Raw genomic sequence first — 14,667 nt, 5'->3', positions numbered from 1 at the left:
GTCGGTAATCCTTTTTTGAATTACTATTTTTGTGGTTCGAAAATTTTAATCAAAAATTCATAATGAAGACAATCCAATTCAGGGAAGCAATTGCAGAGGCCATGAGCGAGGAGATGAGAAGGGATGAAACCATCTACCTTATGGGAGAAGAAGTTGCTGAATATAATGGAGCTTACAAAGCTTCAAAAGGAATGCTGGACGAATTTGGCCCGGACAGGGTGATAGATACTCCTATTTCAGAATTAGGTTTTTCGGGGATTGGTGTAGGTAGCGCCATGAATGGAAACCGCCCTATTATTGAATTCATGACCTTCAACTTTTCCCTGGTGGGAATTGACCAGATCATAAATAACGCTGCCAAAATGCGACAAATGAGCGGCGGGCAGTTCAATATACCTATAGTTTTCCGCGGACCTACAGCTTCAGCTGGTCAGTTGGGTGCAACGCACTCTCAGGCTTTTGAAAGCTGGTACGCTAATACTCCGGGACTAAAAGTGATCGTGCCTTCAAATCCTTATGATGCAAAAGGCCTTTTAAAGGCTGCTATTCGCGATGACGATCCTGTGATCTTTATGGAGTCTGAGCAAATGTACGGTGACAAGGGAGAAGTGCCCGAAGAAGAATACGTATTGCCTATCGGAAAAGCAGATATTAAAAGAGAAGGTACAGATGTTACAATTGTTTCCTTCGGAAAGATCATCAAACAGGCTTATAAGGCTGCTGAAGAATTGGAGAAAGAAGATATTTCCTGTGAGATCATCGACTTACGCACCATTCGCCCCATGGATCATGAAACTATCCTGGAATCGGTGAAAAAGACGAACAGGTTGGTAATTCTTGAAGAAGCCTGGCCATTTGGCAACGTGGCTACCGAGATCACCTATCAGGTACAGTCTCAGGCATTCGATTACCTTGATGCACCTATCGTGAAGATCAACACTGCCGATACTCCGGCGCCTTACTCTCCGGTTCTTTTGGAAGAGTGGTTGCCAAATCACAATGATGTGATCAAAGCAGTAAAGAAAGTAATGTATAAGGACTAAGACCTTTTTAGAAATAGCATAATAAAGCTTCCTTCGTGGAAGCTTTATTATTTTTAAGCCTTAAGGCCCAAGCCTAGCATCAAGGATCAAGCACCAAGCACCAAGCACCAAGCACCAAGCACCAAACCTCTCCATTGGATTTTGGATTTTGGGATCTGGAATTTGCCTCCGGCTTTTGTGAAAAAAACCATAAACTTTTGGGCAGGAGCAACTTCTTGAATACATGTTTCTTCGATAAACCGAAGGAAGTAGTATATTTGCCGCCCCTAAGAGAAAATAGAATAAACATATTATAATGAATAAAACATTTGACGTTCTTATCGAGATCCCAAAAGGGAGCCGAAACAAATACGAGTATGATTTTAAACTGAAGAAGGTGCGTTACGACAGGATGATCTTCTCCTCCATGATGTATCCTGCCGATTACGGATTTATTCCCGAAACCCTTGCCCTGGATGGCGATCCTCTTGATGTGCTTGTCCTGGTTACAGAGTCTACCTTTCCCGGTTGTGTAATGGAAGTAAAAGCCATCGGAGTTTTCCATATGGCCGATGAAAAAGGGCCCGATGAGAAAGTGATCTGTGTTCCCGTTTCAGATCCTATCTGGAACAGGTTGAACGATCTAAGTGATGTGAATGGTCACCTAATTAAGGAGATCGAGCACTTCTTCCAGGTTTATAAGGATCTTGAACAAAAGAAAGTAGATGTAGAAGGTTGGGGAGATGTAAAGGAAGCAGACCAGATCATTGCCGACTGTATTCAGAGGTATAAGGACAGTAACGGCGAAAAAGGTAATTTTTCGATCCAGTAATTTTCCTCAAAACAAATTTTTAAGGCAGCTGTTCCATGAATAGCTGCCTTTTCTTTTTTAAGCTACTCAACATCGGGAGGAAAATTGAGAGAATGCTCTAAAAACCGTTGTGGAGGAGACTTTTATTACTTTTTACCACTTATTTGATAAAGGTCATATTTAGTGAGCCATAATTTCCCCTCTTTTGCTAACTTTAGCACCGCAAATTAATTTTAACAAAAAATTATGGAATCATTGATGATTTGGTTGCCGGCTATTCTGGCGATCATTGGGCTCATTTTTATGTGGGCAAAACGCACCTGGGTTTTAAAACAGGATGCGGGAGATGGAAAAATGAAAGATATTTCCTCTCATATTTATGAAGGAGCTTTGGCTTTTCTTAATGCCGAATACAAGATCCTTACTATTTTCGTTATTGTGGCCAGTATCCTGCTGGCAGGGATCTCCTTCATAGTTCCTACCACACATATTTTAATTGTTGTAGCCTTTATTTTTGGGGCTATTTTTTCGGCTTTTGCCGGAAATATCGGAATGCGCATTGCAACCCAAACCAACGTTCGAACCACCCAGGCAGCGAGAACCAGTCTGCCACAGGCACTAAAAGTGTCATTTGGAGGAGGAACCGTAATGGGTCTTGGAGTTGCCGGTCTTGCCGTTCTTGGTTTAACCACCTTCTTTATCATCTTTTTCCATTTTTTTATGGGTGGTGAGTGGACCGATGTTCACCAGATGACTATTGTCCTTGAAACTCTTGCAGGCTTCTCTCTTGGAGCTGAATCTATTGCACTTTTCGCCCGTGTGGGTGGGGGTATCTATACCAAAGCTGCCGATGTAGGGGCCGACCTTGTTGGGAAGGTGGAAGCCGGTATTCCTGAAGACGATCCACGTAACCCTGCCACTATTGCCGATAACGTAGGTGATAACGTGGGAGATGTTGCGGGAATGGGAGCAGACCTCTTCGGAAGTTATGTGGCTACCGTTCTTGCAGCCATGGTTCTGGGTAATTATGTGATCAAGGATATGGGCGGAGATATAATTTCTGAAGGTTTTGGCGGAATTGGACCAATCCTGTTGCCAATGGCGATCGCCGGTTTCGGAATTATCTTCTCTATAGTTGGTACTTTACTGGTAAAGATCAGCAGTAATTCGGCTAAAGAAGCAGAAGTACAATCAGCACTTAACCGTGGTAACTGGATCTCTATCGTACTTGTGGCGATCTCTTCTTTCTTCCTGGTGACCTGGATGTTGCCTGAAACCATGCAAATGGAATTCTTCGGGGAAGGGCCGCAGCAGATCTCTTCGATGAGAGTATTTTATGCCACTTTAGTTGGTTTGGTCGTAGGAGGAGTGATCTCTGCCGTGACCGAATATTATACAGGACTTGGTAAGAAACCGGTACTTTCTATCGTACAAAATTCAAGCACCGGTGCCGGAACTAATATCATCGCCGGACTTGCTACCGGGATGATCTCTACTTTTTATTCTGTGCTTCTGTTCGCACTTGCTATCTGGGCTTCCTATGCCTTTGCAGGTTTCTACGGAGTAGCACTTGCAGCATCGGCCATGATGGCTACCACTGCAATGCAGCTGGCCATTGATGCCTTTGGACCTATCGCCGATAACGCGGGAGGAATTGCCGAAATGAGCGAATTGCCTTCAGAAGTTAGAGAAAGAACAGATATTCTGGATTCTGTAGGGAACACCACGGCTGCGACCGGGAAAGGTTTTGCGATCGCTTCTGCAGCGCTTACTTCCCTTGCACTTTTTGCGGCTTACGTAACATTTACAGGGATCGATGGGATCAACATCTTTAAAGCCCCTGTTTTAGCAATGCTATTCATTGGAGGTATGATCCCTGTGGTATTCTCTGCCCTTGCCATGCAATCTGTAGGGAAAGCTGCGATGGATATGGTAAATGAAGTTCGTCGCCAGTTCCGTGAGATTCCCGGAATTATGGAAGGAACCGGAAAACCTCAATATGACAAATGTGTGGAGATCTCTACAAAAGCTGCCTTAAGGGAAATGCTTCTGCCGGGGCTTCTTACTATCGGCTTCCCCATCATCATTGTACTTGTCCCAATGGGACTTGGTTATGAGAACCGTCTTATTGCAGAAATGCTTGGAGGTTATATGGCCGGGGTGACCGTGAGTGGAGTGCTTTGGGCAATTTTCCAGAACAATGCCGGTGGAGCATGGGATAACGCAAAGAAATCTTTCGAAGCCGGAGTAATGATTAACGGCGAGATGACCTACAAAGGATCTGAAGCCCACAAGGCTGCCGTAACCGGAGATACCGTAGGAGATCCTTTTAAAGATACTTCCGGGCCGTCTATGAACATCCTTATCAAGCTAACCTGTTTGATTGGATTAGTGATCGCTCCAATATTGGGTCAGGATATGGCGGTAGCCACCACTCCGGAGGTTGAAGAGGTGACCATTATTCAGGAAGAGGCAGAGGTGAAGTCTTCTGCTCAGTTTTCAGAAGACAAGTCTGAAGTTTTAACTACTGCGGAAAAAATAGCTTTGACTGTTTCAGAATTAGAGACTTTAGAAGAACAACAGGCAGCTGAATTAGCAGCTCAAAAAGAGTAATCCTGAAAGAAATTTCCTAAATTATTTTTAAAATCCCCTGTATTTGCAGGGGATTTTTGTTTTTCAGTGTAACTTCACTCAAGTTTAAAAAATGACGTTTTAACGACCTTTTCATGCGTATCCTTTCCAGGCTAAAAAACCATCTCACCGCAAAACCAGAGGTCAAGCTGGCCACCTACCGCAGTTATGGTACGGCCAGTCACCTTTACCTGCTGGGGCGTGCAATTGATGATGATAAACTGAAGATGCATGAGGATCAATCCTTCTTCAGGACCCTTGCCAATACGTACAAACAATTTGACAGCTACGAGATCGCAGATACAGAGATCGCCCTTGTGCTGCCAAATAAGGTCACGCTTACTACCAAAACCAATGCTGAAGGTTATTTCCTTTTTGATAAAACGATCTCTCTCAACCTGAAGGAATTTGCAGATGATGAGGGCTGGGTAAAGCTGAAAACCCACTTTGTAAATGAGGTGCCGAACAGCATCATCAATAATGACAATGAATTCGATGCCGAATTGCTAATTCCGCCGGTTAAAGCCAGCTACGGAGTAATAAGTGACATTGACGATACCATTTTACATACCGGAGTAACTTCGTTTTTAAAATGGAGAGTGATCAAAAATTCGCTTTTTAAGCACGCCTATAAAAGGATCTCTTTGGAAGGAGCACCAAAATTCTATCGTGATCTGCACGACGGGAAAAAGGGGCATGAACAAAATCCCATCATCTACCTGAGTAATAGTCCATGGAATCTTTACGAATACCTCAAGCTGTTCCTGGAGGTTAATGACTTTCCTAAAGGGCCAATCTTGCTGCGTGATTTTAGGACTCCGTTTGATAAAACCTTACGTCCCGAAAAGCAGCATAAGCAAAAGGAGATCATCAACATCCTTAAGACTTATCCGCACCTTAATTTCATCCTCATTGGCGACAGCGGCGAACATGATCCCGCTATTTATACAGAAATCGCTGCCCAATACCCGGACCGTGTCCTGGCCATTTACCTGCGAAGTGTAAAACACAAACGACAAATGAGACGGGTAAGAAGTATTGTGGATAATTTTAAAACCGTTCCGGTTATCATGGTCGAAACCTCTAAACAAGCCGAAGAACATGCGAGGGAAATTGGGTTTATAAATTAGGAGTTATGAGTTCAGAGTGATGAGTTCCCTGTTGCGGTTTTTAAGTTCACTGCTACAATTTGCCTATTTTAGGTTCCAAGTTGCAGGTTTTCTAACCCCGCTTTGGAATTTACCGTTACTGAACTCTGATCACTGATCACTAATTATCTCTCCTGGTAAACGGCACAAACCTTACCGGCAGCAGCTCTTTGCTTGTGATCTTTCCATTCTTTTTCTTTTCAATAAGTTTAAGGTGTTGATTGGCAGAAGGGCCAACGGGGATCACCATTTTACCTCCTGTTTTGAGTTGTTCTATGAGCCTTGGCGGAATCTCCTCAGGAGCTGCAGTCACAATTATTGCATCAAAAGGCGCATGTTCCTCCCAGCCGTGGTAACCGTCGCCAATCTTGTAAAAAATATTCTTATAACCCATTCCCGTCAGGGTTTTTTCAGCCTTTTTACCGAGTGCTTCAACAGTTTCAATAGTGTACACTTCATCAACAATTTCTGCAAGTACGGCTGCCTGATAGCCGGAACCGGTTCCTATTTCCAGCACCTTCATTCCGGGTTCAGGTTGAATGGCCTGGGTCATAAAGGCAACAATAAAGGGTTGGGAAATGGTTTGTCCGCTGCCAATGGGTAGGGGCCGGTCTTCATACGCATGTTTCTGCACGTCCTTTGGGACCATAAGATGCCTTTCCACGCTTCGCATGGCTTCCAATACCGCCTTATTCTTTATTCCTCTCGGAATCAACTGATTTTTCACAAGATTCTCCCTTTGTTGCTGGAATCTATCCTGACTGGAAGAGGACCAAAAAAAGAGCAGAATAAAACTCCAGAAAAACATACTGGCTTTCATGAGTATTTTCTGTTTAAGATAATGAAAATCAATGCAATAAGCAATTTACAATGACCAATAAATAGCAAACAATGAGTGGTGTATCGTCTTTGCGAGGGAGCCGCCAGGCGACCGAAGCAATCTCCTGATGGTTTAGACGGATTCAACTGTTTAATGAAAAGACCAGGGAATAATTTTTTATCCACGGCCCACTATCCACCCGGGAAATTGGTAATACGGAGATTCCGGAGGTGCCTGATGAAAATTTAATTCCTCAATACTCAATACTCAATACACACTACTCAATACTCACACTCAATACTCAATACTTAATACTCCCTACTTAAAAAGCCCATGCAATTCCCCATCCACTCTTGTAATGATATTTCCAAGATCTTCGGGATTGTCCACGAAGTTGATGTTATCCACATCAATGATGAGCAGGTTGCCTTTGTTGTAGTTATGCACCCAGGCTTCATAACGTTCGTTGAGTCGGCTTAAGTAATCGATGGAAATGGAATTCTCATAATCCCGGCCACGTTTGTGGATCTGGGAAACCAGATTGGGAATGCTGCTGCGCAGGTAGATCAAAAGATCGGGACCTTTAACTACGCTTTCCATCAGGTCAAACAGGGATTTGTAGTTTTCATAATCCCGATTGGTCATAAGGCCCATTGCATGCAGGTTGGGAGCAAAGATGTGCGCATCCTCGTAAATAGTTCTATCCTGAATAATAGCTTTTCCGCTCTCGCGAATATCGAGGATCTGACGGAACCTACTGTTCAAAAAATAGATCTGCAGGTTAAAGGACCAACGTTCCATTTTATTGTAGAAGTCCTCGAGGTACGGATTTTCCAGTACATCTTCGTATTGTGCTTCCCAGTTAAAATGTTTCGCTAGTAATTTGGTGAGGGTCGTTTTTCCCGCCCCTATGTTTCCCGCAATGGCTACGTGCATGTTAGAGATTTTTGGCTGTTGGTGACGGAGCAGTGAAAACTCCGCTGGTAAATATAATGGATTTTGATTTTTTAATAAAAGTTAAATTAGGGAATAGTGATTGGGAAACGGTTAATTTAGGAATGGTTAATTGGAGATTGGTTAAATGGGGAAAGGCGATAAAGCTCGGAACCTGTTTTTGTTAATATGAAGACCATAAGAGCAATGACTAATGGCTAAAGGCTAAAAGCAAATGGCCTTTAAAACTCTACCATAAGCCTTCAAATGCCTCTTTTGCAGAACATTCCTCACATTTCGAATACATCCACACACAATCGATGAAGTCGGTGATCATGTGAAATGCCAGCCCGATCATCACCAGCCGAATGATCTTGTGCTTTATAAACATCGCTCCCAGGAAATAGAATGGGATCGCATATTCTGAATGCAGGTAATGGAATCGGATGCTGCACCGGCCGGGAGAAAAGATAGGTGTCACGAGTAAATGGTCCAGATCAACCAGCATAGTAGCCAGCAGGATCAACCAGTACTTCTTCCAGTTGGTTTTATCGTACCAGTAAGCGATGGCACCAATGAAGATGAAGTGGAGGAAGTAATGTGTAATTGTTTGCAACAATGGTTCAAAGTTTAATGTCTAAAGTTCAAGGTCAGATCTATTCAAAATTCAAAATTCAGGATTCAGAATTGGCTGCAAAGTTACATTTTATTCTATGCAGGATCGGCAATTAGAATAGGTTGGGCTAAAGCCTTTTGTTCTTGCTATTTTTAATCCTCCGGCTAAAGCCGGAGGCAATTCATTTATCATAATAATTATTAAACAGTCATGAATTGCCCGCACCTTCAGGTGCGGGATCAATAATGAAGATAATCCCGGGCTTTAGCCCAAGGAAAGATCCCTCCCTCAAATATGGGTCACCCCTCCGGGGCTTTTAAATTTTACCTCTTTTTCCGGCTCCCTTAAGGGCAGGGGTAAAACGGAAAAAAAGAAAAAGCCGAAACCCAAAGGGTTCCAGCTTTTTAAATCTGCTCTAGTCTAGACTCTAGTTTCTAGCCTCCTCCCGCGCTAGAGTAAGTCTCACATCTCACAGCGCAGCGATCTAAGATCCAACAGCGCCAGCGGTCTCATTAATGAGCCATACACCCATGCCCCGTGCTCTCCTCATGCCATCCCAAAGAAGGATTGTAGCGGTTGTTCTCCCAGTAAAATGGTAACCTTTCCTTTGGCTCGTTTCCAATCTCGTTCATGGTTTCAGCGTCATAGAGCCTTCCGTTTACCATGGTATAAATGATGGTATTGGTATTCTTAATATCCTCCAGCGGATTCTCTTCCATCACAATAAGATCGGCCAGTTTTCCTTCTTCAAGGGAACCTATCTCGCTGCCCAGTCCTATGTATTCTGCAGAGTTGATGGTAGCAGTCTTTAGGGCTTCCATGTTGCTCATGCCGCCCATCTGTATCAACCAAAGCTCCCAGTGTGCTCCAAGCCCCTGAATTTGTCCATGGGCACCCATATTCACTTTTACGCCTTCATCAGAAAGTTGTTTGGCAGTTTCTGAAACCAATATTGGTCCCTGCTCATATTCTTCTTCAGGCAAAGTCGTGCGGTGCCTTGAGCGGGAATCAATTACTGACCTCGGAGTGAAATTCAGCAGTTTTTCATTTTCCCAAACATTGGTCTTGTCATAGAAATAATACTCTCCGTTAATTCCGCCGTAGTTGACGATGAGTGTGGGAGTGTAGCCGGTGTTGCTGTTGCCCCAAAGGGTAAGCACATCTTTATAAACCGGCGCCACGGGAATGTTGTGCTCAATCCCGGTATGCCCGTCCACGATCATGTTCATGTTATGCAAAAAGGTACTTCCCCCTTCGGGCACCACGTTCATATCGAGTTCTTTTGCTGCCTGCATCACCTGCTGGCGTTGCTCACGGCGCGGCTGATTGTAACTCTTCACTGATGTCGCCCCAAAAGCCTTGGTCCTTCTCAAAGCCGAACGTGCATCTTCCAGGCTGTTGATCTCTGCTTTAAAATCCCCTTCGGCCCCGTACAGGATGATCCCCGTGGAGTAGAGGCGTGGACCAACCATTTCCCCGCTTTTGATCAATTCGGCCATTCCAAAAACGGTTTCACTTAAAGCCGAAGGATCATGTGCAGTAGTCACTCCGTAAGCAAGGTTGGCAAATGCCGGCCAGTGCTGCTGCGGAGTCAATCCATATCTAAAGGCGCCAATGTGAGCATGTGCATCCACCATTCCGGGCATGATGGTTTTTCCGGCTACGTCGTAAACCTTCGCGTTTTTCGGAACATTCACTTCAGCAGCTGTTCCTATCTGCACGATCTTGTTACCTTCGATCACAATACTTCCGTTCTCGATCACCTTATCGCCGTCCATGGTAATGATGCGCGCATTGGTGAAAGCGATCTGTCCCTTCGGAACATCTGTCTTCACCTGCAGCCCGATCTTGGTTCCCTCTTCAGTAATGGGCGGAATGGAATCTACAGAATTCTCTAAAAAGGTGAAACGCTGAGTGATCTTATTGGTAAAGTATTCATCTCCCAATGTCCAGTGTACATTCTGGCTGTCGTTCGACCAGTGCAGGTTGATCCCCGCATCTTTCGCCAGCTGACTCACCGGGAGGGTTTTGCTTTCAGGCCCTATTTCCACAGCTTTTCCGGTCATAACAAGCGGAGCAACGTAAGCTTTGTGCAGGTTGCTAAAGGCTACCCATTTATTGTCGGGACTTGGAACAAGGCGTCCGCCGTATTTGGATTCGATGTGGGTGCGCTCGTCCTTTCCGTTGAGGTCGATACTCTTCAGGGATTTGGTAAGGTTTCCGAATAAATACCCGCCTGTTTGGAACAGGATACGGTCATCATTGGTGTTGAACATGGCAAACTCGCCTTCATCGTGGATCTTTTTCATATTTTCTCCGGAAGCCTTCATCAGGTAAATTCCGGGGTTCTTGGTGAAGGTCCTTCCCAGGTCAGAGTTTCCGCCTTCCTTGTTGAAGACGATCATGCTGCCGTCACTGGAGAAAGATGGGTTCCTGAAAATGCCTTTTTCGGCAGTCAGTTTTTTTGAATTTCTGCCGTTAAGGCTAATAGATCTTACTGCGCCCATATTGTTATCGCTCCAGGTCACATATACGATGCTCTTTCCGTCGGGAGAGAAACTGGGTTCGAATTCAAATTCTTCAGCATCGGTGATGCGCTGCGGAGTTCCGTTAGGAAGGTTTTTCTTCCACAGGTAACCCACGGCATTAAAGACCAAGGTCTTTCCGTCGGGGGATGTCACCGCATGACGGATCACTTTCGGATTAAATTCATCTGTATGCACCTGGTGATCGGTGTGGTGGCTTTCAGCTATTTTGATGGTGGTGTCGACGTTGAAAGGTATTTCTGAAACATTGGTGTTGTCAATGTTCACTTTTTTGATCTTTCCTTCTGCCCACATCACAATGTCTTTGTTGTTCGGCATCCAGCTGAAACCGGGATATACCCCGAAGATCGCCCATGCCTCCTGTTGATCTTTGCTCAACTGGTCGTATACCGGCCATTCCTCACCCGTTTCCAGGTCGTGGATGAACAGTACAGATTTTGTGCGCACCCGCTTTACAAAAGCCAGCTTTTTTCCGTCAGGGGATACCTGCGGTCTTGCAGCACCACCGGGCCCGCCGGTTACTCGGTCGATCTCTCCGGTTTTAAAGTCGTAGCGATTGATCACATAGATCTGCTTGTTGGGATCTTTGTTGTATTGGAAAAATCCGCCGGGATACTCATCCTGGCTGTAATAAAGATAACGGCCATCGGAGGAAATACTGGGTTCGTTCATATCCTGTTGCTCGTTCTTCTTTTCCACGAGCTGGATCCCTGCTTTTCCTGCGCCTAAATGGTACATCCACATTTCCCCGGCACCAAGGGAGCGGCCGGAGGTAAAATGCTTACGGGCCACGATCGCGTTCCCGTCAGGCATCCACTCGGCGTTGTTGAGCAGCCTGAAGTTTTCATGGGTAAGTTGTTTTGCGTTCTTGCCGTTTGCATCCATGATCCAGATGTTATCCCCGCCACCTGCATCGCTGGTATAGGAGATGCTTTTTCCATCTGGGCTAAACCGTGGCTGTACGTCATAAGCCATCCCGCTGGTAAGCGCGGTAGCCTTTCCACCACTTATCGGCATGATGTACAGATCCCCTAAAAGGTCAAAAACGATCTGCTTTCCATCGGGGCTTACGTCCAGGTTCATCCAGGTACCTTCATCGGTATTGAGGGGAACTTCCTTGATATTCCAGTCGTCGGTATAGGGGTCGTTGACATTCCATTTTTTGTCATCTTTCTTTTCTTCTTCCTGCGCAAATACTAAGGAGGTTGACATTAGCAGTAGCAATGCCAGTAGCGATTTATGGATCATAGATAAATTTTTGAAAATTTTAAGAGCGCTAAATATAAGGAGTTTTCGGAGATTAAATATTCCTGCGGAAGGTTTGCAATAATTGATTCCCGGGTTTTAAAATAGCGCGGAAAATCATTTCTGGGTTTCAACGGAATTATCTGCAGTTGGTCTTCAATCCTCCAAATCTTTTAAAAAAATTAGGAATATTTCATATTTTCGGAAGCCGAATGTCCCGCTTTTTCTTCCCTGCCACACGCGGAAGCAAAGAAACCGACTTTCGAAATATGAAAAAAACGCTGTTGATCTTATTTACCCTTTTTGGCCTCACCCGGGTGCAGGCTCAATTTATTTCTGACGAGGCGATTGAAGTTTCTGTAGGCTATGGCCTTAGCGTGCCTTATGATGAGGTGGGCTTCTACGGCACAGGCTATTTTGCACAGGGGGAATATGTGCTGGGCATCAATGAGTGGGTGGATCTTCGGCCTTATGCAGGATATATCTTCACAGAAATGAATGAAAGCTTTGGTGGCCCCATCAAACCCGAAGATAAAGCAACAGTTAACGCATTCCTCTTTGGCGGCAAAGCGAGGTTGACACTCCCGACTGAGTGGGTTGCTCCTTACCTGGAACTGGGAGTAGGGAGTACCGTGGGTACTTTTGAAACTGTCACCGCCAAAAGGAAATTTGAAAAAAGCGGAATTTTTTTACATTTTCCCGTCTCCGTTGGATTTGAATTAGGCCCCGACCACAATGTGACTCTGGAACTCACGGGGTTTCTTCATAACAGTCCGGCGCAGGTTACGGGGGCGGTTGCCATAGGCTTGTCTTTCCCTGTTGGGTATTATAGATAACAACTTTTAAAGATGTAGAGCAAACCGCCAAAATTTCAGTTACTACCGATACTCTGGAAGAAGCCAAAAAACTGTTCGCCGGTTTTTTATTTGAAGGGGGAAATGTGGAAGTGCCCAATGATGACAGGAGCGGGGGTTCCTTCTTTGCGATGTTTAGAGATAAATTCGGTATTGAGTGGGTGGTAAGGCTTGATTCCGCTAAAAAGGAGTGAGAAAAAATCTTTAATAGTCTATTTATGCAGATAAAGAAAGGGACTCCATAAATGGCATTTTTGACTACCTTTATTAAAACCTCTTAAATCTGATCATATGAAATTGGGAGCATTCTCTGTTAGTCTTAGTGTAAAGGACCTGGAAAAATCCAGGCAATTCTATGAAGACCTGGGATTTCATGTTTTTGCTGGAAGCGCCGATAAAAATTATTTCATCCTGAAAAACGGGAACGCCCTTATTGGAATTTTTAACGGGATGTTTGAAGGTAATATTCTCACTTTTAATCCCGGGTGGGATGAAGATGCCCGAAACCTGGAAGAGTTTTCTGATATCAGGGAAATTCAGAAACAGCTAAAAAACAAAAACCTGAATCTGCTATCTGAGGCTGATGAGAATAGTTCGGGTCCTGCCAGTCTTATGCTCACCGACCCCGATGGGAATATGATCCTGCTGGATCAGCATCGATAAAAAATGGCCAATGGCAAAGCTATACCTAAGTCTGAAGTAAGATCTAATACTGCATTCCCATTCCAAATCACCTTTCAAAAGTGCCATTTTTGACACCTCTAATAGAACTCAGCTCTTCCGCAGAAATCTTAAGAAGCAAATAAATATTTCCCTTTTTTCGCTGCACCCGTACATACTATCCTGATTTTCAAATAAAATATTTAACTTGATCAGCGAATCTGGTCAAAGTCTGCATCCCTACCTCCGCAACCGGCCGGTCCTATTGCATTTTTACTGAACTAATCAATCCATCATTCATGAAAAGGTATTTTGTACCCCTGTTGTTATTTTCTGCACTTTTTCTTGCTGCTTCATGTGAACCCGAAGGTCCGGCCGACAAAGAACCGGAGCCTCCCGTGGCCGAAGATATCATTGAAATTCCTGATGAGCATTTTAAACATTTGCTGGTAAATACTAATTCTATCGACACCAACGGAGACCAGGAGGGTGACAGCGATATCGACCTGAATAATGACGGGGAGATCCAGAGAAGTGAAGCAGAAGCAGTTCAAGGATTACTTCTTCATTTTGATTATACAACCATTGAAAGGTATGTGGATCTTTCGGGAATAGAACACTTTATTAATGTTACAAGTCTCACGGTGACAGGAAAAGGAGGAATATACGATATTAATAAACCAGATCCCAAATTGCTTACCTATGACTTTACAGCACTAAAAAAGCTGGAGTTCCTCCAGGTCAATCATCTCGCATCAAATTATTTTGAAAAATTTGATCTAAGGGGTTTAACTAATCTCGTAGAATTGGATCTATCTCACAATAGGCCTACCTGGTATGGTGATGATGAAGATTACAAGGAGCCTTACAATTTTATTGAGGTAAAGATGCAAGGGTTGAACAGGTTGAAAAAAATGAGCTTCCTCAACAGTTTTTTATATGTGGATTTCTGTGAGGTGCCGGCGTTACAAATTTTGGATATGTGGTACCTGGAGGGAGGAGAGCCCGAGACCTTTGATTTTCATTGTTTGACAAAACTTGAATGGCTCAACATTTCTGAAAACCACATTGATAACCTGATCCTCAAAAATTCCTCTGTACTTACCACCCTTCTGGTCCGGGACATTGGAAGCGCTCCTAATTCATATCTGCCACATGTTGAATATATCTGTATTGATGATATTTCGGAGGAGTTCGAGCAGATCGCTACGCTAAGAGATGAAAATACGGTAGTGGTGACCGATTGTAGTTTTTAGGACTTTCACCTAAACTATTTGAGATTGAAAAATAGCTTTTGGTGAGAAGGGTTTATTTCGGAAGAATTTTAAACGGGTGAGATACGAATTTTAGAAAGAATTCTATCTTTAAGATCCTAATCCCT

General features: G+C 44.1%; 11 protein-coding genes. 7 read left to right on the top strand and 4 right to left on the bottom strand.

Annotation, left to right across the window (positions count from 1 at the left end; all coding sequences use genetic code 11):
- Window positions 1-62 precede the first annotated feature (62 nt).
- The 4 genes from CRO16_RS01670 to CRO16_RS01655 all read left to right on the top strand — a co-directional run bounded on the left by CRO16_RS01670 (window position 63) and on the right by CRO16_RS01655 (window position 5,594).
- Entirely contained in the window at window positions 63-1,043 is a 981-nt protein-coding gene (locus tag CRO16_RS01670; RefSeq protein WP_097054615.1) for a pyruvate dehydrogenase complex E1 component subunit beta, read from the top strand.
- Between the two features lie 295 nt (window positions 1,044-1,338).
- The gene (locus CRO16_RS01665; RefSeq protein WP_179670470.1) at window positions 1,339-1,854 is read left to right on the top strand and encodes an inorganic diphosphatase; all 516 of its coding nucleotides are present in this window, start codon (window positions 1,339-1,341) and stop codon (window positions 1,852-1,854) included.
- 225 nt (window positions 1,855-2,079) lie between these two features.
- Window positions 2,080-4,446 carry a sodium-translocating pyrophosphatase gene (locus CRO16_RS01660; protein WP_097054613.1) on the top strand — a complete coding sequence of 789 codons (2,367 nt, stop codon included), beginning with the start codon at window positions 2,080-2,082 and terminating at the stop codon, window positions 4,444-4,446.
- Window positions 4,447-4,559: 113 nt separating this feature from the next.
- Complete coding sequence (locus CRO16_RS01655) at window positions 4,560-5,594, top strand: App1 family protein (protein WP_097054612.1); 1,035 nt, start codon at window positions 4,560-4,562, stop codon at window positions 5,592-5,594.
- A gap of 139 nt (window positions 5,595-5,733) precedes the next feature.
- On the opposite strand, the gene CRO16_RS01650 is transcribed toward CRO16_RS01655, so the two are convergent.
- The 4 genes from CRO16_RS01650 to CRO16_RS01635 form a co-directional block, all read right to left on the bottom strand.
- Entirely contained in the window at window positions 5,734-6,432 is a 699-nt protein-coding gene (locus CRO16_RS01650) for a protein-L-isoaspartate(D-aspartate) O-methyltransferase (RefSeq protein WP_097054611.1), read from the bottom strand.
- Between the two features lie 318 nt (window positions 6,433-6,750).
- Window positions 6,751-7,368 (bottom strand): deoxynucleoside kinase, encoded by a 618-nt coding sequence (locus CRO16_RS01645; RefSeq protein ID WP_097054610.1) that lies wholly within the window; start codon window positions 7,366-7,368, stop codon window positions 6,751-6,753.
- A gap of 247 nt (window positions 7,369-7,615) precedes the next feature.
- Entirely contained in the window at window positions 7,616-7,984 is a 369-nt protein-coding gene (locus tag CRO16_RS01640) for a DUF6122 family protein (RefSeq protein ID WP_097054609.1), read from the bottom strand.
- Window positions 7,985-8,493: 509 nt separating this feature from the next.
- Window positions 8,494-11,775 carry an amidohydrolase family protein gene (locus tag CRO16_RS01635; protein ID WP_097054608.1) on the bottom strand — a complete coding sequence of 1,094 codons (3,282 nt, stop codon included), beginning with the start codon at window positions 11,773-11,775 and terminating at the stop codon, window positions 8,494-8,496.
- Window positions 11,776-12,041: 266 nt separating this feature from the next.
- Here CRO16_RS01635 and CRO16_RS01630 point away from each other — a divergent pair, with 266 nt between their 5' ends.
- The 3 genes from CRO16_RS01630 (at window position 12,042) to CRO16_RS01620 (ending at window position 14,542) form a co-directional block, all read left to right on the top strand.
- Entirely contained in the window at window positions 12,042-12,608 is a 567-nt protein-coding gene (locus CRO16_RS01630) for a hypothetical protein (RefSeq protein WP_143544389.1), read from the top strand.
- A 309-nt stretch (window positions 12,609-12,917) separates the two neighbouring features.
- Window positions 12,918-13,289 (top strand): VOC family protein, encoded by a 372-nt coding sequence (locus tag CRO16_RS01625; RefSeq protein WP_097054606.1) that lies wholly within the window; start codon window positions 12,918-12,920, stop codon window positions 13,287-13,289.
- A 296-nt stretch (window positions 13,290-13,585) separates the two neighbouring features.
- Window positions 13,586-14,542, top strand: a complete 957-nt coding sequence (locus CRO16_RS01620) for a hypothetical protein (RefSeq protein WP_097054605.1) — start codon at window positions 13,586-13,588, stop codon at window positions 14,540-14,542.
- Window positions 14,543-14,667: the final 125 nt, after the last annotated feature.

The sequence above is a fragment of the Salinimicrobium sediminis genome, assembly GCF_900215295.1.
Lineage (GTDB): Bacteria > Bacteroidota > Bacteroidia > Flavobacteriales > Flavobacteriaceae > Salinimicrobium > Salinimicrobium sediminis.
Note: the sequence above shows the minus strand (reverse complement) of the source record. Positions and strands in the feature narration are given on the sequence as shown.

Bases quoted from the DNA above. Each gene is read 5' to 3' on its own strand.
- CRO16_RS01670 (WP_097054615.1), top strand. From the start codon at position 63: ATGAAGACAATCCAATTCAGGGAAGCAATTGCAGAGGCCATGAGCGAG.
- CRO16_RS01665 (WP_179670470.1), top strand. From the start codon at position 1,339: ATGAATAAAACATTTGACGTTCTTATCGAGATCCCAAAAGGGAGCCGA.
- CRO16_RS01630 (WP_143544389.1), top strand. From the start codon at position 12,042: ATGAAAAAAACGCTGTTGATCTTATTTACCCTTTTTGGCCTCACCCGG.
- CRO16_RS01660 (WP_097054613.1), top strand. From the start codon at position 2,080: ATGGAATCATTGATGATTTGGTTGCCGGCTATTCTGGCGATCATTGGG.
- CRO16_RS01650 (WP_097054611.1), bottom strand. From the start codon at position 6,432: ATGAAAGCCAGTATGTTTTTCTGGAGTTTTATTCTGCTCTTTTTTTGG.
- CRO16_RS01620 (WP_097054605.1), top strand. From the start codon at position 13,586: ATGAAAAGGTATTTTGTACCCCTGTTGTTATTTTCTGCACTTTTTCTT.
- CRO16_RS01625 (WP_097054606.1), top strand. From the start codon at position 12,918: ATGAAATTGGGAGCATTCTCTGTTAGTCTTAGTGTAAAGGACCTGGAA.
- CRO16_RS01635 (WP_097054608.1), bottom strand. From the start codon at position 11,775: ATGATCCATAAATCGCTACTGGCATTGCTACTGCTAATGTCAACCTCC.
- CRO16_RS01655 (WP_097054612.1), top strand. From the start codon at position 4,560: ATGCGTATCCTTTCCAGGCTAAAAAACCATCTCACCGCAAAACCAGAG.
- CRO16_RS01645 (WP_097054610.1), bottom strand. From the start codon at position 7,368: ATGCACGTAGCCATTGCGGGAAACATAGGGGCGGGAAAAACGACCCTC.